Raw genomic sequence first — 17,111 nt, 5'->3', positions numbered from 1 at the left:
CTCCCTTACTGCTGCACGTCGTCGGGTTGAATCAGATCGCCGCCATCATTACCGAACGCATGGCGCTGGAAGTTGATGACTGCGGCAATCTCCTTGGGCGACAGCTGGGCGCGGAACGATGGCATGGCGCCACGGCCGTTCACCAGAATGTCGATGTTTTCCTGAACCCGATCCGAATTGTTCATCAGATCAGTGCCGGCGAGAGGCAAGCCAATACCCCCCTGGCCTTCGGCCCCGTGGCACATGGCGCAAGCGCGCTGGAAGATCGGCTCGCCCATGGCCATGGCCTCATCAAGATCAGCAAATGGCGTCATGTCCGGACCTTCGGCGGAGGCGGCTTTCTGTTCTTCCAGCCAGGCGGTGAATTCGTCTTGCGGTACCACCTCGACAACGATCGGCATGAAGGCATGCAGGCGGCCGCACAATTCGGCGCACTGACCACGGTAGATGCCTACGGCATCGTCGGGGATTTTTGCCCAGCTTTCGTTGACGAAGCCGGGGATCGCATCCTTCTTCACCGAGAAATCCGGTATCCAGAAGGAATGCAGGACGTCATCGGCGGTAATCAGGAAGCGAACCTTCTGGCCGGCGGGCAACATCAGCTTGTTGTCGACTTCCAGCATGTAGTTGAAGGTGTTGGGATTTTCCGCACTCAACGCTTCACGTTCGGCACCGACGCGGGAGCGGGCAGAGCCAACCGGAAACAGGCCGCCGCTGAGTATCGGGCGTTCCCAGACCGCCGGATCGGTGGCCAGGTTACTGAAGAAGCCGACGCCTACATTGTTGTCGTCCTCGTATGCCAGATACTCGTAATGCCACTTCCACTGCGAGCCGGTGACTCTCACCGTCAGCTCCGCTTCGGTGGTGTCTTCCATATGAATCAGCACTCGCGTGGCAGGGATCGCCATGCCGATCAGGATGAAAAACGGGATGATCGTCCAGACCACTTCGAGAACGATGTTCTCGTGGAACGTAGCGGGGACAGGGTTTTTGGATTTGCGGTGTGCAAAAATCGACCAGGTGATCAGGCCGAAAACCAGTAGACCAATGGCGGTACAGATCCACAGGACGGTCATGTGCAGGCTGTAGACGTCCTGACTGAGGGCGGTGACCCCTGGCCGCATGTTTTCTGCGGATCTTTGGGTCCAGTCAGCTGCTGCAACACCACTGAGCATCAGTGTTGTCAGCAGAGCGGCTGCACGGTGGAACAGTGTTGACGGCATGCGTTTGCTCCCTGTTTTCCCCAGCGATTGCCGAATCAACTACGGCACTCGCATCTTATCGCCGCTCTCGCGGCACCTGGAAAGCGCTTCAGGATGATGCGAACGGGAGCTTCTGCCGGGCAACTAACGCTACATAACGATCTGGTCAGGGCACGAACAGGCCGCAATGTGTGTCAGAAAATGCAGTCAATTCAACCACCTGTAGCAAGGGTAGCTGTAGCGGCACATCCCCGGGTGCGGCAAATTGCCCCACGTCGCATTGTGGGTCGTAACTCTAGTCACTCATAGGGGCAAAGTCTAGCGAGAACACACGGTTTTCGTGGTGTTGTCGGGCTGGCGGCAGGCGGCGCCCTGCGTGCCTTTCAGGCCGGATGTGCTATGCTGGCCGCCCTTTTGAACGGCTGCCCGTGTCGGAGTCGAATCCATGCCCAATGCACGCCAGATTTACAAAGTCATTTTCCTCAACCAGGGGCAGATTTACGAGATCTATGCCAGTCACATTTATCAAAGTGATCTGTACGGTTTCATCGAGGTGGAGGAGTTCCTGTTCGGTGAGCGTGCGCAGATGGTGGTTGACCCTTCCGAAGAGCGATTGAAGAACGAATTTGCCGGCGTGCAGCGTTCTTTTATTCCGCTGCACGCCATTATCCGCATCGACGAAGTCGAAAAGGAAGGTATCGGCAAGATTGTCGAGGCCGGCTCCAGTGGCAATATTCACGCCTTTCCCATGTCGTTCGGGCCGGGCCCGAAAGGCGGAGGTAGATAGGAAAGCGATGGCCGCGTGTGGATGCAGAGGTGAGTCTGCGCTCGCTCAGCGCGTGTTTTGAGGCTTGAGCACATCCACCAGACTGTTGCTGCCGGCGACGATGCGCAGTACACAGCCCTCCAGAAACAGATCACGAGTGCCAGCCGGCGTGGGCGCAAGCGTCAGTTCCGGCGGCACGGCATGGGCACGTGCCAACAGCAGCGCCGGCACCACCCCGCGCAGCGTCAGGCGTGGCAGCCATGGATGATCAGCTCGGGCACTGGTACGCATACCATTGTGGTAGCTGTTCAGCGCTTTCTGATCGGCGGCGGTAAAGCGCAGCAGGCTAAGGCCGTCCTCCAGCACGCGGCTGCGTAGGGGATCACCGGCGTAATGCTGCCCGGCGTGAGATGGCGGGCGCAGAGATGGAGAGCGGTGAGAGACGTGCCGCCCAGGTTGACGGGCGGGCTGCCCAGATTGAGAGACGGGCGGCTCAGGTCGGGTCCGCATATTGCATCCTTACCTTATAAGTACTGCTCGATAGGTGCCGCTCGATAGGTGCGCCTTCGATAGGTGCGCCTTCGATAGGTGCTACCTCGATAGAAGCTATTGTGCCGGGCCTGTTCCGAGCCTGCGTGCCGGAAGTCGGGCTTTGCGCACTCCGTCTTGTTAGCAGTGTGGGGTGGCGCTCACTAACCAGTAGGGGGCGGCGTCACCCGTGTCTGGCAGGCGGGCGCCACTGGCGCGCTGCGGGCTTCCCCCTGATCTGTCACGCGGAGCGGTTGGTGGCTTTAAGTAGGCTCTGGTGGGTAGGCCGGTTAGCGGCAAGAGCGTAGCCGTCCTGCAGGCATATCAAGAGAGGCAGGCGTCATCTTTCGGCTGGCGCGAGCGGCCTTCGGCCGGACAGGGGCAAGCGGATGAAAAGGCGAAAAGGGCCAACCGGATATCGGGCGCCTTTTTCCCTGTGCTGTGTTTGCCAAGTTCAGGAATTACCGCGCAGGTTGCGATATGCCAGGCCGGTTGCAGCGTGGCTGTACGGCGACGGCGCCTGTGCCGTTGATGGCGAGCGAGCGGCAAGGGGTGTTCCAGGTGCCGTTGCCGTAGAGAGCACCAGGGCGACAGGTCGAGGCTGTGTCGCCCCGCGCTTGATGAGCGTGGCTCATTCGTGATGGCGACGACGACATGCTGATACTTCAGAAGATTTGCAGCACGTGAGTTGCGGACGGCCACGCAGCGCTATGTCTTTACTGGGCGGCCTTTAATGAGGCGGTCTTTATGCACTTATTTATAATGTGATTGCTTACAAGCAGTGCGCCCATTATGACCCGTCACATAGGGCTGGGGCGCGGCCAAGATTGAGTCAAGATGTAGTCAACCAACAAAAAAGGCCCAGGCGAACACGCCTAAGCCTTTGATTTTTGGTGGCTACGGGTGGACTTGAACCACCGACCCCAGCATTATGAGTGCTGTGCTCTAACCAGCTGAGCTACGTAGCCATTTTGAGAGCGCGAATTCTCGGGCAGTGGCCGGATGGTGTCAAGCTCCCGGCGTGTTTTCAGGGCGCTTTCCCGGAAATCTGCTCCGATATCTGTTCTGCGTGATGCTGAAGGGCGCGCGCGACCTCCCGAATCTTGGTCTGGTTCAGCCGCGTGGTCGGCGCCGACATGGAGATCGCCAGCCGCACGGAGGCGCCGGGCACCGGCACGGCGACACAGCGCAGGCCGGTTTCCACTTCTTCGTTATCCATCGCATAGCCGCGCCGGCGAATCAGACGCAGCTCCTTGCGCAAATCAGCTACGGACGTGGTGGTCTTGTCGGTGAAACGCTTAAAGGTTTGCCGGCTGATGCATTGCTCCAGCGCTTCGCCGTCCAGCTGTGACATCAGTGCCTTGCCGAGGCCAGTGCAGTAAGCGGGCAGGCGTTTGCCGATATGGGTAATCACGGTCAGGCTGCGTGAGCCTTCGCCCTTGGCCACATAGCACACCATATCCTGATCGAGGATGGCTGCATGAATGGTTTCGCCAAAGCGTTGTGCCAGCGCCTCCACATGCGGTTGCACAATGTTGTGCAAGGCATCGGTAACCGATACCCGGCCGCCCAGATCGGCCAGCAGCAAGCCCAGCTCGAATGCGCCATCAGGAGTGCGCACCACGGCGCCCACATGTTCCAGCGTCAGCAAAAACCGGTGCAGCGTCGCAACATTGATATCCACGCGCTTGGTCAGCTGGGCCAGCGTCAGTTTTTCGCCGGCGAAGGTGAAGGCGTTGAGCACACGAAACGCCTTGATGACGGATGCGTTGACGGGGGTTGCCATGGTTATCCTGCGCCAGAGCCGAGTTAAAAACGGCCGATAAGTGTAATACGGGTACGTTCGCTCGTCCCGCGCCCGCGTCAGGGTTGCTGAAGAAACTGGCTGACGCTGCGCATGATGCGCGCAGTGAGGCCCCAGATGGTGCCATCTTCATATTCCATTACCAGCGTGTCGCGCAATGTCCCCCGGTAATAACGGTGCCGGGGCAAATAATGATCCTCGCTGAGAAAAAAGGACAACGGCACTTCCAGGATTTCACTGACTTCCGCTGGCTGTGGCCGCCAGCGCGGGCGCTTGTCCAGCGTGCCAAGCACAGGGAAGACGTGCAGGCCACGGCTGTTCTGAAGCGGTGGTAAAACACTGTGCACCGCCACCGCCGCCGGTGACAGGCCCAGCTCTTCATGGGCTTCGCGCAGCGCCGCTTGCACCACGTCATAATTGTCGCCGGGATCGAGCAGGCCACCGGGCAGAGAGATTTCACCCGCATGGTGCCGCATTTTCGCGGCCCGGCGTGTCAGCACTACCGGGCAGCCGGGCTGCTCAGGCAGCAGCGCCACCAGTACGGCGGCGTGTTGATCCTCTTTCTCCAGCGGTGGCGGCTGGACAGAGAGGCTGGCCAGGCGGGTTCTCAGCTGCTCGGGCATCATGATGTGGAGACCTCCTCAGAAGAAGCGATCAAAATGTACCTGTTCCTGCGGCACCTTGTGATCGAGCATCAGCATGCGCGTGGTCGCTTGCACCATGGGAGGTGGGCCAGCCAGATAGCATTCATGCTCGGCCAGGCGCGGCCCCAGTTCTTTTGCAACGAGTTCGTGGATGAAACCCGTGGCACCCTCCCAGCCCTCGTCAGGGCTGGCGTCGGACAGCGCGATATAAGTGGTGACGCGCGTATCGAAACCGGGCAGTGCCGCCAGTTCATCCAGGCCACAGATATCGGCGCGGGTGCGTGCTCCCAGGAAAAAGTGCAATGCCCGATCGGCCAGCTCCGGCGAGCGCAGCAAACCGCGTGCAATCGAGAGTACCGGCGAGATGCCGGAGCCACCAGCGATACATACCACGTCGCGCGGTGACCCGGTATTCAGCACCGCCAGCCCGTAGGGGCCATCCAGTGCCAGCGTGTCGCCCGGATGGAAAGAGTCGAATAGCGCCGGCGATATGGCGCCATCCGGCTTGCGGCGAATCCAGAATTCCCAGATGCCGTTGTCGTTGGCCAGGTTGCTCATCGAGTAGGCCCGCGGCGCTGATGTGCCCGGCAGGGTCAGCATGGCATATTGGCCTGGCTGAAAATGCGCCGGCGATTCGGTACGCAGCCGGAATTCGACAATGTCGGGGGTGATGTCGCGGCGTGCTTCCAGTACCGCCTGCTGACGCGCCGGGGCGTGCACGGGCACGCAGCTTTCATCGGTGCGCATGCGAATTACCAGATCGGACAAGGCGCGGCACTGGCAGGCCAGTTTGCGGCCTTTTTTCCGATCGCGAGCGGTGAGCGCCGGAGCATCCGGCCACAGTTCTTCCAGCTCACCTTCCAGCAATTCGAATTTACAGCTGCCGCACCCGCCCGAGTTGCATTCATAGGGCAAGCCGATGCCCTGACTCAGGCCGGCACGCAGCAAGGTGTCGTGTGTCTCGTCCTGCTGAAAGCAGATGTCGGTATCGACCAGCGTGACGCGGTGCATGGCGTTACTCCTTTGTCTCACCAGCTTGCAGATTGAGATAAAGCTTGCCGTCTTCTACCTGCACGGGGTAACTGCGCACCGGCAGCACGCACGGAAACGACAACGCCTCTCCAGTGCGAATATCAAAAGTACCGCCATGCCAAGGGCACTCGACAACAAAATCCTCATCGACCTCGCCTTCCGACAGCAACGCCTGGCCGTGGGAGCAGATGTCATCGGTGGCATGGAAACTGTCTTCCACCCGATATACAGCCACGGGATCACGGCCCGGTGGCTTGATCTGGCGGATTTCGTTATTGCTCATTTCATCCGCTTCACACACATAGAAGCGGGCATAGTCGATCACGGAAGTCATGTCATTTCTCTCTCTGTGATACTTTCATCATGCTCAGCGCGTTGCGTTATCCGGCAGCGATGCCGTAGGCGCTGACCAGAACAACCCCGGTAACGGTGGCCACTGTGCCCGCCACCACCTTGCGGCTGAACAATTCGTCAGCACGCAGGAATACCCAGGAAGCAAGCAGTACAAATAGCGGGGTAGTGGCAGCAATGGGGGCAATCACCACCAGCCCTTCGTGTTGCAGCGACAGGTACAACAGCATCGGCCCCAAGGCGGAAAAAATGCCGGCCAGCACGAAGAATTTCAGCTCCCGGCGAGTACACCGGATTTTCCGCGGCTGACCGGTGGCCAGGACATAAGCACTGGCGAACAGCCATGAGGAGGTGCAAGTGACTGCTGCTGCGGTAATGGCATCGGTGCCCAGATCGATACCCATTTTTCGAAACACCACCGAAACGCCGTAGCACAGGGATGCGGCCATCGGCAGCAATAGGTAGACCCGCGAGACAGAGTTCAGGCTGCTGGTTTGTTGCTGGCCGCCCTCCGAGCCGACCACGACGCTGCCGATCACCACCAGCATGGCGCCGGTAAAGCCGAGCCAGGTGATTTGCTCGCCAAGAAAAGCGATGGCCAGCAGCACGGAAATCACCGGGTGGGTCAGCGTCAGCGGGGTGGTAATGTTGGCGCCGAGCCGTGCCATGCCCTGAAATTGAAACATTCTGCCCAACAGCGGTGCGAACACGCCAGACAGGAAGAAATAGCGCCATTGCCACCAGTCCTGAAACTGTACGCCATAGATCAGCAGGCTCAGGCTCCACAGGAACACCACGTTGACGAATAGCGTGATCCATAACGCCGTGGTCGTGGTGGCTGTCTTTACGCCGATGCGCACGAACAGGAACGTGAACGCAAACATCAGCGCCGACAGCAGGGCCATGACAATCGGATACAGTCCCGACAGGGTATTCATCTACATGTGACTCCGGTGCAGAAGCGATAGCGGCTCACTGAAAAAAAGCGGCTCGTTGGAAACAGCCGCTCACTGCAAAGAGCAAGTTATTGAAAGTCGCTGTCAATACGTGTGCCACGCTTGCCGGTATCGATGATTTCGCCGGTGACGTAGGACGCATCACTGGAGGCAAAAAAGGCGATGACGGCGGCCTGTTCTTCGACAGTCGCGGGGCGATCCTGCAATCCCTCGCGGTTGACGTAATCATAGAAATAGCTGTTCCAGCGTTGCTCCTGCTCGGTCAGCGGGCGATCCAGACGCGGTGTAGGCCGCTCCTTCACCGCCGTGTTGCCGGGGGCGACGCAGTTGACACGGATATTCAGGTGCGCAAGTTCCACTGCCAGTGCCGTGGTCAGCCCGACCACGCCACCCTTGGAGGCGGAGTAGGGAATGCGGAAAATCCCCATGGTGGCGTTGGAGCCGACATTGACGATACTGCCGCCGCCGTTCGCCTGCATATGTGGCACGACGGCGCGGCAGCACCACAGTGGCGGCCAGAAAGAACGATCAACCTCGGCCCGGATTTCTTCCTCGCTGTAGTGCCAGAATGGTTTTTTCCAGATCGTGCCGCCGACATTGTTCACCAGCACGTCGATGCGGCCGAATGCCTCGATGGCAAGGCTCATGGTCCGCTCGGCGCCGGCATAGGTGGCCAGATCAGCCGCCGCAACCGCGGCCTGCAAACCCTCGGCACGCATGGCTGCCGCAGCGTCCTCGGCCGGGCCGGCGGCCTTGTCCGCCAGTACCACGCTGGCGCCTTCTCGCGCCATGCGCCAGGCAGTGGCCAGGCCGATGCCCTGGCCGGCGCCGGTCACCACAGCCACCTGATCGGTAAATCGCTTGCACCCGTGTGCACTCATGGTGTTGCTCCTGTGCTTATTCGCTGAATTCCTTCACGTTGGGGCGTGCGCCCCACATGCAGAAAGAAGACGGCTTCATCTCGAAATGGCGCGGTACATAACCGGCTTCGTCGGTGATGCGCTTGACGCCGGAGGAATACTCATAGACCCGGTTATCCGGCCCGAGAAAATAAATGAAGATGGCGGTAGACGTCGGATGGCGGCCGGGACCGAACACGATCGGCACGCCCTGCTCCTGCAGGAAGTACCAGGCGCGCATCACATCATCGATGCTGGCCACCTGAAAATTGACGTGCTGCACGCCGGTGGTGTCGGAGGAAAACAGCGCAATCTTGTGGTGCACTTCGTCGATCCGCAACAAAGCGCCGTCACCGATGCGATCGGAGACGCGCGCGCTCATCACTTCTGTCCAGAATGCAAGATCGCGCTCGATATCGCGGCTGTGCAGGCCGAAATGGCCGAACTCGGTGATGCCGGCGTCACGCGAGGGAAAATAGCGCACGCCGGTCACATGCGGCCGGTAAACCAGCTCGATGCGGTTGTCGTTCGGATCGGTAAAGCTGATGAACGCGTCTACCCGCCGCTCTTCACAGGCCGCTTCGTCACCATGCTGCACGGCGATGCCGAGCGCAGAAAGCTCCTGCTCGGCCTGCGCCAGATCGGCCAGCGCCGGCACTTCGAATGCGGACGCATCGTAGCGCTCATCGCCCTGTATGTAGCACAGGTTGAAGGCGCTGTTGTCGCCACGCAGATAAGCATGCGTGGCGGTGCGTTCACGCAGTTCCAGGCCGAGGATGCGGGTGCCGAAATCCACCATCTGATCCAGATCGCGGCAGCCTAATCGCAGGTAGCTGATATCGTGCAAAGTAATCATCGTTCAGTCTCCGGTGCTGGTTTTTACTGTCGCGGGCACGGGCGTGGCGGCGGGCTCACGCTGGTGCAGTTTCGGAAACAGGCGACGCGAGAGCAGATAGCCGCCGACCAGCGCCAGCAGGATCACGCCGGGCACGTGCCAGGCAGAGAAAGCGAGCAAGCTGGTGGCGATCATCAGGCCACGCATCCAGCGATTGAGATTGCCGTAGTACCAGCCTTCGAGAGCGGTAGCGAGGATCAGCACGCCGAGGGTGACCTTGGTGATCTCAAAGGCAATCACTGGCCACTCACCGATCAGCAGCATGCCTGGGTTATAGACGAAGGCGAACGGCATCAGGAAGGCGGCAATCCCGATCTGCACGGCACGCACCGCCACGCCCACCGGCGCTTCGTCGGCGATACTACTGGCGACATAAGCGGCGACAGCAACCGGCGGCGTGATGTACGAAGTCACGGCGTAGAAAATCAGGAAAAGATGCGCCTGCATGACGGTGAGGCCGGCTTCCACCAGCGCCGGCGCAATCATGACCGCCACCAGCGAATACACCGCTACAACCGGCATGCCCATGGCACAGATGATCGTCACCACGGCGGCCAGCAACAGCGCCAGCAGCATGTTGGCTTCGGCAATACTGAAGATCAGTGCAGCCAGTTTGGATGCCAGGCCAGTCATGTTCAGGCCCATCATCAGGATGCCGGCGCCAGCTACTGCCGCGATCAATGGCGACAATGCAGTGCATACTTCCACGCAGCCTTCGATGAAACGCTTGGCATTGATGCGATTACGGAAGCTGATCCAGCTGGCGGCCAACACGGACAGCAAACCGAAGGTCGCCGCCAGAGCGGGCGTGTAACCCTGGAACATGTAGTAAACCAGGATTGTCATCGGCACGACAAATATCCAGCCAGTGCGCAGCACTGTCCAGACGGAGGGAATCATGCTGCTGTCGATCTTGCCGGCGTCGTTCTTGCAGGAATAGCAATGCACTTGCGCGTAGATAGCAGCGTAGTAGAGCAGTGACGAGGCCAGGATGGCGACCAGGATTTCGCCATAGGCGATGCCGGTAAACTCCACCATCAGGAATACCACGGCGCCCATGATGGGTGGCAGCAGTGCACCACCAGTCGAAGACACTGCCTCCACCGCCGCAGCGTAGCGGCCGGTATAGCCGGTGCGCTTCATCATCGGAATGGTGATCGGGCCGGTGGTCATCACGTCGGCAGCGGGGCTGCCGGAGATCATGCCGAACAGACCGCTGGCAGTCACCGAGATTTTAGCCGAGCCGCCACGGGCACGGCCGGCCAACAAAGCGGCCAGATTGAAGAAGAATTCGCCACCACCACTTTTTTCGAGAAACTTGCCGAAGGTGACAAACAGGAACGCATAGACTGCAGCAACTTGCACCGGCGCGGAGAACAGTCCGCCGTCATGGGGCGTGACAATCAGCCCTTCCAGCAGGTAATCCCACTCCAGGCCCCGATGGCCAAAAAAGCCTGACAGGTGATCGCCAAACAGTGCATAGACAATCAGTATCCAGACGACGACAGAAATACCGGGTCCGACACAGCGCCTCAATAACTCCAGCGTGAGGACAAAGTACAGGCCCGCCACGATAAGATCGGGCAATTCAAAATAGCTCAGGCCGCTGATCCAGTCATGATATCGGCCCATCTGGGAAATCAGGTAAAGCCCGCCGAGTAACGAAAGCGCGGAGAGCAAGTAATCAAAGGGGGTACTGCGGTGAACATCCGGCGCGTAACTGAAACCAAGAAACGCGATCACATACATCGGCACGATGAATACAATCGCCAGCTCCAGACGGCCGAACTCCCCCGCCAGCGCGTACCAGACCTCGAATACCGTGAGCGGCACTGCCAGCAAGGCAAAGAAGATGTATTTGCTGCGAGTAATGGGTAGTTTGTTGCCCATCTGAAACAGCAGCCAGAATGCGCGTTTGATGTAATGCATAACACACCTGTTGGGTGGCGCTTGCACGCCACACGGTTGTGCCGTGGGGCGTGCGGTCAGAGAAGCGGGCCCATCGTGTTGCGGACCCGCTCCGGTTCAGGTCGATCAGACCGGCGCGATTACCATTCTACCTGTGCGCGGGCCTGTACAAAGGACGGCTCATCCCCGTCGAACGGGCCGCCATCTACTTCCAGCACAGTGCCGTACTCGAGCGAGAAACGCAGGCGTTGTTCCGGGTACCAGTTCAGCGCCACCGCAGCCATATCGATACGGCCGCCATCAATGCTTTCGTCGGTCAGATCCAGCGTGCTGTAGCTGGCCGCCAATTGCCAGGCACCGGCACCACCTGCGCTCAACGGGCGCGCCGGAGTCGGTGCGCCGAATACGTTGAAACGCGGGTCATAGGCACGGGATTCCCCGGTCAGGAAGAACCCGGCATTGACATAACCGCCGGTGAACTCCGGTTTCTCGCCGTCAGCAGGTCCGCCCTGGATGGCGTCATATTTCTGTTGCAGATATTCCGCCTCCAGCTCGAACGGGCCATTCTGGTAGACCAGTTGCGCACCAGCCGCGTTAAAGCCATCGGACGTGAAGGCCGCTGTATCGACCGGTCGGAACGGGCTCAGGTGAGTTTGTGGCCGGGCACGCAGCCGATGGGTATCGGAGCCTTTGGAAGACTGGTCGCGGAACGACGCGCCGACCATCAGCACGTGGCCTTTTTCCTGAATCGGCGAATAGGTGATCTGGGTAGCGATATCCACCGGATCATCCAGGTTGCTGTCGGTGGCACGAGAGCCCAGCGGAGCGCGTGCTACGGCGGTGCTCCAGCGCCAGCGGTCACCGAGCACATCGGCACGCAAACCCAGGCGGCGCTCACCGGCACCCAGCACCAGGCTGGCGGTGCTCTGCTCCATGAACATGGTGTATTTAGGGCTTTGCTGGCCGAGGTAGCCGAACGGCAAGAACTGATTGCCCAGGCTGAGGATGACAGGCAGATCAGCTACTTTCAGATTGTTGTACCGCAGATAAGCATCCTTGATGCCATCTTCCGCCGAGCCGGTGAAATCATACTGGAAGACATAAGACCAGTGGCGATACAGCGTGCCACTGGCTTCCAGGCGTGCCTGACGGAACTTGCTGCCTTCACCCATCGCAGAAACATCTTCGTCATACCAGGCGCTGTCGAGCAGCAGCCGCCCGCCCACGCGGGCGGTGAAATTGCCGTCGGCACTGCTGAACTGAATGCGGCCGCCGCGCTGTTGCGCAGTAACGTCGTTGGCGGAAGCGCTGCCAAGGCGCTCTTCCAGCAGCCGCACACGCTCGGCCAGATCCGCATCGGATTGCTGGGCAAAAGCGGGCGTGCCGGCAAACAGCAGGCCGCTGGCAAGCAGGGCGGTGCGAGATATGTTGTAACGCAGGCGAGTATTGTTCTTCATGATAGATCCCTTTGTCATTCTTAAATAATGAGATTCAGTCTTGATATTCATTAAAACCAAAGTGTCCGGCATGCCGGGCCCTGCCGAGGCAGGGGTACCGGCGTAGCCGTAGGGTGTTACTCGATCAGGCCGACCTCGCGATAGAAGGCTTGCGCACCGGGGTGCAGCGGCAGGGCGCCCACATCAGCCAGGCGCTCCCGCGATGCCTGGGCCAGTGCCGGATGCAGCGAGCGGTAACGCTCCATCTGGTCGTACATGGCCTTGGCGAGCTTGTAGGCATCGTCGAAACTTGCGGAGGGCCCGGCCACAATCAGGAAGCTGGTGTAGGGCACATGGAGCTCTTCAGACTGGAAGGAATAGCTGTTTGCCGGAATGACACCCGGCTGCACGCCAAGTTCTTTGGCAACGTAATCCGAGTGCTCGCGAGAAAGCGGAATAAAGGCAATATCCTGCACGCTGCCCAGTTCCACGATCGCGCCCGAAGGCGTCGCGCCACCAGTGATGACCACATCAAGGCGACCGTCACGCATCAGATCGTTGGAGGCGCCAGTGGGCTGAGGCACCAGGCGGCCGCCCCAGGATTCGATGTCTTCCATGGTCTTGTCGTAATACGCCAGCAGTGCGCGAACATGCTCTCGTGCCCAGAGGTTGCCCGGCTGGTTGATTGACACACGCATGGGGACCTCTTTCTTGATCAGATCATCGAAGGTCTTGATGCCATGCTCTTCCAGAAATGCTCGGCGGGCGTACACCTTCAGGGCGAACACATCCGGCGCACCGTTGAGCACGCCGGTGATGCTGCCCTCCGGGTACGCAGCGCGAAATGGCGCACGGCCTTCATAGGCCATGCGAGGCTCGATCATGCTTTCCAGTGCAAATGGACGGCGGCTGTTGCGCAGATGTTCCAGCGCGCCTGCCGGGTTGCCTGGCTCGTAAATGATGCTTGAGCCCGCGTAGGCGCGGCGTACTGCATCGACAACGCCTTCACCGAAGACGGTGACCTGGCCGCCGGACGAGTAGCCTGCGATGGTGACATTTACAGGGCCAGGTTTGACTTCGGCGGCGTGTACGACACCGCCAAGCGCCAACAATAAACTGCCAAGCAGCCCCGGAATCAATGTGCGGCGTCGCCGCTGTAGCGCAAGGTACATGGTGTTTCTCCTTCTTATATGCCGTTTGTTGTATAAATTGATCGGCGAGCGCTCCGGCCCGTCGCCTTTTTCCTCCAGTGCTGCCTGAGCGGGCAGCGCCGTGGCAACTCCTTCTGCGACGGGGTGCCCGTGCGGGCACTCCGTTTCCATCAACTTGGATTACACCAGAAACGTCAGGTTCGGCATTGCATCGTCGTTATTCAGTAACAGGACTTTTTTACTGCGAATGCGCAAGCCGTCATCGGTATCCACCAGACGGTGGATGGTTCTGCCCATCCAGATATTCTGGACACCTACTCGTGTTTCACCGAGCACGAAGGTGGCGACCACTTCAATCTCGTTACCTTCCACGGCCACCGGCACGATGCCGGACATGCTGCGCACCAGTTTTGCCAGCGGGCGGTAGGCATGTGCGGTCTTGTCTTTCAGGCGCATCATGCGTTCCAGCAATCTGGAGCGGTCGTCATAAATAATGGCGATGCCGGTGGACGGGTCCTGATCGTCGCTGTTGCACGGGACCCAGTAGAGCACGTCATCGCCGTGCCACAAGGCCATCCAGCGGTCATATTCGTGGTTGTCCATCAAGGCCGCTTCCAGAGCCAGGAACCGCTCCAGGCGCTGCTGGGTGCCGGTATCCACAAGACCTTGCCGGATCACTTCAGGTGCCGCCTGTATAAGCTGCTGAGTCATGCTGTGTAATCTCCCCTCACTTCTTGGCGGTCATCAGTTTTTTCCACTCTTTCATTTGCGCACGCTGCGTGATCTCGTCGCTGATGTAGGCGACTACCGAGCCGTCTTCATCAACCTGTTCACGATGCATGCCGCGCGCCAGCGGAACCCAGGGATCAATATCGGCGATCAGGCCGCGCTGTGTGCGCTCGAAGATCTCCGCGTCGTCCGGCGAACCAGCGGCCGCCGGCCCATAGAAAGCCTCGTGGGAGCGCAGTCGTTTTTCATTGATCGATGGCTCTACACCTTTCAGAAATACCGGGTACATCTGCACTTCGGTTTCGCCAGGGCCGATCGGCACCACTACTCGCACATGGCCGTGGATCAGTTGCAGGTTCGGGAAGATGCCGAGATGCGGGTCGCCGTGCCAGGCAATCAGGTCACGGGCACGTTCTTCGCCGTATGCCTTGATCATGTCGTCCACATAGCGCGCGCCATCTTCGCTCTGCCGCAGTTCGGCGATGGCGTTGTCGGCATGGGGCTGACGCTGCTCACGGAAATCCAGCGCGGCATGGCCGTTGGGGAAACCACGGGTGCGGCTGGTCGAGGCATCTGAAAAAGGATCTTCCAGTTGCAATGCGCCCACCGCAGAGCCGGTAGTGCTTTCGCGTTTGCTGAAGATCTTGAACACTGACATGTGCACGTAATGCGGGTGATAACCGTCCATGCCCACCTGCTTCCAGTTGCCGCGATAACGGGTGCGGTTGAGCACGTTGGGTTTGACTTCCAGCTCACCGGTCGGTGAAGCATCGACCATGATGTCGATATAGGGTTTTGTCGGGCCGAGGTAATCGGAAAGAGACATGCCCTCCTTGGCAAAGCTGGCGAAAACAAAACCACGGTAACTTTCCACACGCGGTACCGGCGTCAAACCGTGCTGCGTGGGATCAAAATTTTCGTCGTACCCTTCAGGCCCGGTCAGGCCCACCAGATCACCACGACAATCGTACGTCCAGCCGTGATACCAGCACTGAAAGCGGCGGGTATTGCCGTGGTTGGACTCACATACTTGCGCACCGCGATGGCGGCAACGGTTGATCAGCAAGTGGAGGCCACCCTCCTCGTCGCGCGTGGCAATGACCGGGTAGCGGCCCAGTTGCAGCCGTTTGAAGTCGCCGGCGTTGGGGATTTCACTTTCGTGTAGCGCAAAAACCCAGGTGCGGTGAAAAATACGTTCCAGTTCATCCTGAAAGATTTCTTCATCGGTAAATACCGCGCTGTGTACGCGGTCTTCCTGCACCAGCGACTCGTAATCGCGGCCGATGGGGATCAAAGTTGTCATAGTGGTATCCTCGTTACTGCTTGTCTTGCTGCCAGGCAAAGCTGGCATGTCATTCATCCAGGAAGTTGGTGACCAGGGTGTTGAAGCGAGCAGCGTGCTCAATCTGGGTCCAGTGCCCACACTGGCCGAACATGTGCAGTTGCGCTCGGGGCAGCAGGGAAAACAGGGTTTCCGAGGTTACCGGCGGCACGATGCGATCTTCGCGGCCATGCAGAATCAATGTTTCCTGCTCGATGGCCCGGATATCCTGCTCATCGCTGGCCAGCGCATCGACCCAGCGCTGGCGTGGTGCGGGGAACATCTGGGCGAAGGATTCCTGATAACCCGGCCGCACACTGGCGCGGTAGCGCAGCTCGGCCAGCTCGTCGCTGATCAGCGAACGATCAAACGCGAACGCATCCATCAAGGTGCGCATGTTGGCGACGGAAGGGGTGTAGCCCCAGACCTTGTCGAGGCCCTCGGTCAGCTCGAAGGGCACACCGGCGGCGCCCATCAGCACCAGCCGCCGCACGCGCTGCGGATGGCGAATGGTCAATGCCAGCGCCAGCGCGCCACCGTAAGAGTTGCCCACCAGATCGGCCTGGCCGATATCCAGCGCATCAAGAAAACCAACGGCGTGCTCAACCCAGGTATCCAGGTTATAGCGGATATTTTCAGGTCGCTCGGTGTAGCCAAAGCCGACCATGTCAGGCGCGACAACACGGCGGTTCATCGCCAGCACGGGAATATTCAGGCGCCAGTTGGCCCACGCGGTAACGCCAGGCCCGGAACCGTGCAGCAGCAGCAGGGGAGTGCCGGTGTCCTGGCCCTGATCGTGATAATTCGTTTCGATGCCGGCGGCGCGAATGCGCTGGCCGATTTCGGGGTTTTCAGTATTTTGCGGTGCGACGCTCATTGCTGCTCTCCATTGTTCTCTGTGTGCCCTTCGGGCTTGCCGTCGCGGCGGGCAAGGGACATGCCGGCGCTGCCGAAGTGGGTTTTCGCCACTTCCTGAATGACGACGCGCACGGATTCCTGCTTCACACCGAGAGTGCTGACCAGCGTGTCGGTGAGCGCAGCAATCACATTCTCGATCTGTTCCGGGGTGCGCCCTTGGGTCAGCGTGACCTGCAATAACGGCATGCTGTTCTCCTGTTGCTGAATTAGCCGGCTTTGGCGGCGTTCTGGCGGCTGAGCATGTCCAGCGCCACATCCACAATCATGTCTTCCTGGCCACCGACCATGCGGCGCCGGCCCAGCTCGACCAGAATGTCCACCGTCTTCAGGCCATACTTGTCGGCCGCCACTTCCGCATGGCGCAAAAAGCTGGAGTAGACCCCGGCATAACCCAGTGCCAGCGTTTCGCGATCCACTCGCACCGGGCGATCCTGTAGCGGCCGCACGATGTCGTCGGCGGCGTCCATCAAGGTGTAGAGATCGGTGCCGTGATCCCAGCCGAGCCGTTCGGCGGCGGCGATGAAAACTTCCAGGGGCGCGTTGCCGGCACCGGCGCCCATGCCGGCGAGGC

The 17,111-nt window shown here is 59.9% G+C and carries 17 protein-coding genes, 1 tRNA gene and 1 pseudogene; 1 reads left to right on the top strand and 18 read right to left on the bottom strand.

Annotated features, from left to right (window positions below; translation table 11 throughout):
• Positions 1–5: 5 nt before the first annotated feature.
• On the bottom strand, positions 6–1,124 hold the full coding sequence (gene coxB / locus MU846_RS05955; protein ID WP_306799282.1) for a cytochrome c oxidase subunit II: 1,119 nt from the start codon (positions 1,122–1,124) through the stop codon (positions 6–8).
• A 523-nt stretch (positions 1,125–1,647) separates the two neighbouring features.
• Here coxB and MU846_RS05950 point away from each other — a divergent pair.
• A complete protein-coding gene (locus tag MU846_RS05950) occupies positions 1,648–1,989 on the top strand; it encodes a DUF1820 family protein (protein WP_246950255.1) in 342 nt (113 codons plus the stop codon).
• A gap of 45 nt (positions 1,990–2,034) precedes the next feature.
• Here the strand turns inward: MU846_RS05950 and MU846_RS05945 are convergent, their stop codons facing one another.
• The 17 genes and pseudogenes from MU846_RS05945 to mhpE all read right to left on the bottom strand — a co-directional run.
• Entirely contained in the window at positions 2,035–2,334 is a 300-nt protein-coding gene (locus tag MU846_RS05945) for a hypothetical protein (protein WP_246950245.1), read from the bottom strand.
• A gap of 1,053 nt (positions 2,335–3,387) precedes the next feature.
• A tRNA-Met gene (locus tag MU846_RS05940) sits at positions 3,388–3,464 on the bottom strand.
• Between the two features lie 59 nt (positions 3,465–3,523).
• On the bottom strand, positions 3,524–4,282 hold the full coding sequence (locus tag MU846_RS05935; RefSeq protein ID WP_246950243.1) for an IclR family transcriptional regulator: 759 nt from the start codon (positions 4,280–4,282) through the stop codon (positions 3,524–3,526).
• 77 nt (positions 4,283–4,359) lie between these two features.
• The gene (locus MU846_RS05930) at positions 4,360–4,926 is read right to left on the bottom strand and encodes an NUDIX hydrolase (protein ID WP_246950241.1); all 567 of its coding nucleotides are present in this window, start codon (positions 4,924–4,926) and stop codon (positions 4,360–4,362) included.
• A gap of 15 nt (positions 4,927–4,941) precedes the next feature.
• Positions 4,942–5,955, bottom strand: a complete 1,014-nt coding sequence (locus MU846_RS05925; protein WP_246950239.1) for a 2Fe-2S iron-sulfur cluster-binding protein — start codon at positions 5,953–5,955, stop codon at positions 4,942–4,944.
• Between the two features lie 4 nt (positions 5,956–5,959).
• Positions 5,960–6,310, bottom strand: a complete 351-nt coding sequence (locus tag MU846_RS05920) for a non-heme iron oxygenase ferredoxin subunit (RefSeq protein WP_246950237.1) — start codon at positions 6,308–6,310, stop codon at positions 5,960–5,962.
• A gap of 46 nt (positions 6,311–6,356) precedes the next feature.
• Positions 6,357–7,265: a DMT family transporter gene (locus MU846_RS05915; protein WP_246950235.1), complete on the bottom strand. Its 909-nt coding sequence runs from the start codon at positions 7,263–7,265 to the stop codon at positions 6,357–6,359.
• An 86-nt stretch (positions 7,266–7,351) separates the two neighbouring features.
• Positions 7,352–8,164, bottom strand: coding sequence for an SDR family NAD(P)-dependent oxidoreductase (locus MU846_RS05910; RefSeq protein WP_246950233.1), 813 nt, complete (start codon positions 8,162–8,164; stop codon positions 7,352–7,354).
• A 16-nt stretch (positions 8,165–8,180) separates the two neighbouring features.
• Positions 8,181–9,038, bottom strand: a complete 858-nt coding sequence (locus MU846_RS05905; protein WP_246950231.1) for a VOC family protein — start codon at positions 9,036–9,038, stop codon at positions 8,181–8,183.
• Between the two features lie 3 nt (positions 9,039–9,041).
• Positions 9,042–11,006: a TRAP transporter permease gene (locus MU846_RS05900; protein ID WP_246950229.1), complete on the bottom strand. Its 1,965-nt coding sequence runs from the start codon at positions 11,004–11,006 to the stop codon at positions 9,042–9,044.
• 119 nt (positions 11,007–11,125) lie between these two features.
• Positions 11,126–12,442, bottom strand: a complete 1,317-nt coding sequence (locus MU846_RS05895; protein ID WP_246950227.1) for an OprO/OprP family phosphate-selective porin — start codon at positions 12,440–12,442, stop codon at positions 11,126–11,128.
• Between the two features lie 116 nt (positions 12,443–12,558).
• A complete protein-coding gene (locus MU846_RS05890) occupies positions 12,559–13,743 on the bottom strand; it encodes a TAXI family TRAP transporter solute-binding subunit (RefSeq protein WP_246950225.1) in 1,185 nt (394 codons plus the stop codon).
• A 9-nt stretch (positions 13,744–13,752) separates the two neighbouring features.
• Positions 13,753–14,283 carry an aromatic-ring-hydroxylating dioxygenase subunit beta gene (locus MU846_RS05885; protein WP_246950221.1) on the bottom strand — a complete coding sequence of 177 codons (531 nt, stop codon included), beginning with the start codon at positions 14,281–14,283 and terminating at the stop codon, positions 13,753–13,755.
• Between the two features lie 16 nt (positions 14,284–14,299).
• Positions 14,300–15,604 carry an aromatic ring-hydroxylating oxygenase subunit alpha gene (locus tag MU846_RS05880; protein WP_246950219.1) on the bottom strand — a complete coding sequence of 435 codons (1,305 nt, stop codon included), beginning with the start codon at positions 15,602–15,604 and terminating at the stop codon, positions 14,300–14,302.
• 49 nt (positions 15,605–15,653) lie between these two features.
• Positions 15,654–16,499, bottom strand: coding sequence for an alpha/beta fold hydrolase (locus MU846_RS05875; protein WP_246950217.1), 846 nt, complete (start codon positions 16,497–16,499; stop codon positions 15,654–15,656).
• The gene (locus MU846_RS05870) at positions 16,496–16,747 is read right to left on the bottom strand and encodes a tautomerase family protein (RefSeq protein ID WP_371738722.1); all 252 of its coding nucleotides are present in this window, start codon (positions 16,745–16,747) and stop codon (positions 16,496–16,498) included. Before MU846_RS05870 ends, MU846_RS05875 begins: the two co-directional genes overlap by 4 nt.
• Positions 16,747–17,111 (bottom strand): annotated as a pseudogene (gene mhpE / locus MU846_RS05865) (4-hydroxy-2-oxovalerate aldolase); the annotation flags it as partial. The pseudogene mhpE and the gene MU846_RS05870, both read right to left, overlap by 1 nt.

Origin of the sequence: Alcanivorax quisquiliarum (assembly GCF_023051175.1) — a bacterium.
Lineage (GTDB): Bacteria > Pseudomonadota > Gammaproteobacteria > Pseudomonadales > Alcanivoracaceae > Isoalcanivorax > Isoalcanivorax quisquiliarum.
The sequence above is the reverse complement of the archived record's forward strand: the minus strand, read 5'-3'. Positions and strand labels throughout refer to the sequence as shown.

What these genes read in the sequence shown, in the direction of transcription:
- coxB (WP_306799282.1), bottom strand. Translation starts at nt 1,124, where the DNA reads ATGCGGCCAGGGGTCACCGCCCTCAGTCAGGACGTCTACAGCCTGCAC.
- MU846_RS05950 (WP_246950255.1), top strand. Translation starts at nt 1,648, where the DNA reads ATGCCCAATGCACGCCAGATTTACAAAGTCATTTTCCTCAACCAGGGG.
- MU846_RS05935 (WP_246950243.1), bottom strand. Translation starts at nt 4,282, where the DNA reads ATGGCAACCCCCGTCAACGCATCCGTCATCAAGGCGTTTCGTGTGCTC.
- MU846_RS05930 (WP_246950241.1), bottom strand. Translation starts at nt 4,926, where the DNA reads ATGATGCCCGAGCAGCTGAGAACCCGCCTGGCCAGCCTCTCTGTCCAG.
- MU846_RS05925 (WP_246950239.1), bottom strand. Translation starts at nt 5,955, where the DNA reads ATGCACCGCGTCACGCTGGTCGATACCGACATCTGCTTTCAGCAGGAC.
- MU846_RS05920 (WP_246950237.1), bottom strand. Translation starts at nt 6,310, where the DNA reads ATGACTTCCGTGATCGACTATGCCCGCTTCTATGTGTGTGAAGCGGAT.
- MU846_RS05915 (WP_246950235.1), bottom strand. Translation starts at nt 7,265, where the DNA reads ATGAATACCCTGTCGGGACTGTATCCGATTGTCATGGCCCTGCTGTCG.
- MU846_RS05910 (WP_246950233.1), bottom strand. Translation starts at nt 8,164, where the DNA reads ATGAGTGCACACGGGTGCAAGCGATTTACCGATCAGGTGGCTGTGGTG.
- MU846_RS05905 (WP_246950231.1), bottom strand. Translation starts at nt 9,038, where the DNA reads ATGATTACTTTGCACGATATCAGCTACCTGCGATTAGGCTGCCGCGAT.
- MU846_RS05900 (WP_246950229.1), bottom strand. Translation starts at nt 11,006, where the DNA reads ATGCATTACATCAAACGCGCATTCTGGCTGCTGTTTCAGATGGGCAAC.
- MU846_RS05895 (WP_246950227.1), bottom strand. Translation starts at nt 12,442, where the DNA reads ATGAAGAACAATACTCGCCTGCGTTACAACATATCTCGCACCGCCCTG.
- MU846_RS05890 (WP_246950225.1), bottom strand. Translation starts at nt 13,743, where the DNA reads ATGGAAACGGAGTGCCCGCACGGGCACCCCGTCGCAGAAGGAGTTGCC.
- MU846_RS05885 (WP_246950221.1), bottom strand. Translation starts at nt 14,283, where the DNA reads ATGACTCAGCAGCTTATACAGGCGGCACCTGAAGTGATCCGGCAAGGT.
- MU846_RS05880 (WP_246950219.1), bottom strand. Translation starts at nt 15,604, where the DNA reads ATGACAACTTTGATCCCCATCGGCCGCGATTACGAGTCGCTGGTGCAG.
- MU846_RS05875 (WP_246950217.1), bottom strand. Translation starts at nt 16,499, where the DNA reads ATGAGCGTCGCACCGCAAAATACTGAAAACCCCGAAATCGGCCAGCGC.